At 68.7% G+C, this 837-nt stretch carries 1 protein-coding gene; it reads right to left on the bottom strand.

Annotation, left to right across the window (positions count from 1 at the left end):
• A partial coding sequence (locus U9980_RS17455; RefSeq protein ID WP_322768894.1) for an acyltransferase domain-containing protein occupies window positions 1–837 on the bottom strand: 837 nt, incomplete at both ends.

Below are 837 nucleotides of genomic sequence, written 5' to 3'. Positions count from 1 at the left end.
GGCCGCCGGCGCCGCCACGGCCCGGTCCACCGTCGGCAGCAGGTCCATGCGCGGGGAGGCTCCCTCGACCCAGAGCGCTGCCGCCACCCGCCGCAACTGGTCAAGACCGCTACGTTTCGGGGTGTTCGTGACGACGGTCAGGTACTCGGCGCGCGCCATTGTGTCCTGCACGAAACCGGCGATGCTCCCCGTGCCCACCGCAACGAACACCCGCACGCCCGCGGCGTACAGCGCTTCGGTGAGCCCACGGAAACGGACCGGCTCCAGCAGATGGCGCGCGAACAGGTCACGGACGGCGGCAGGATCCTGCGGGTACGGTGCGACCGTCGTCGCCGACCAGACCGGCACCGTGGCGGCGCCGATCGGGGTCCGCGCCACGTCCATACGCACCCGGTCCAGGTAGGGCGCGAAGAACGGGGAGTGGAAGCCGGACCGGAACGGCAGTATCCGGCACAGCACACCCTGGCCGCGCAGCCGCTCAAGAGTGGTAGTGACGCTGCGGCGCCCCCCGCAGATGATCGACTGATGGGGGCAGTTGTCATGGGAGATCACCACATCCGACAGTCCGTCGATGGCTGCGACGGCCTGGGACACCCCGCACCCCAGCGCACCGAAGACCACACCGGGCACATCGAGAGAACTCGGATCGAACGAGTTGATGAACCTGTCCACGAAGTCATCGGCGATCAGTCCAGCGGAGATCATCGCATTCCACTCGCCGATGCTGTGACCCCCCAGGACGTCCGGGACGATCCCCAGCCGGCGCAGTGCCATGTCCAGGATGCGTCCCACCTCGACGCTGGCGACACCGTGCGTGCCCAGTACCCCACCAGTGCT

Source organism: Protofrankia sp. Cr1 (assembly GCF_963555865.1).
GTDB lineage: Bacteria > Actinomycetota > Actinomycetes > Frankiales > Frankiaceae > Protofrankia.
Note: the sequence above shows the minus strand (reverse complement) of the source record. Positions and strands in the feature narration are given on the sequence as shown.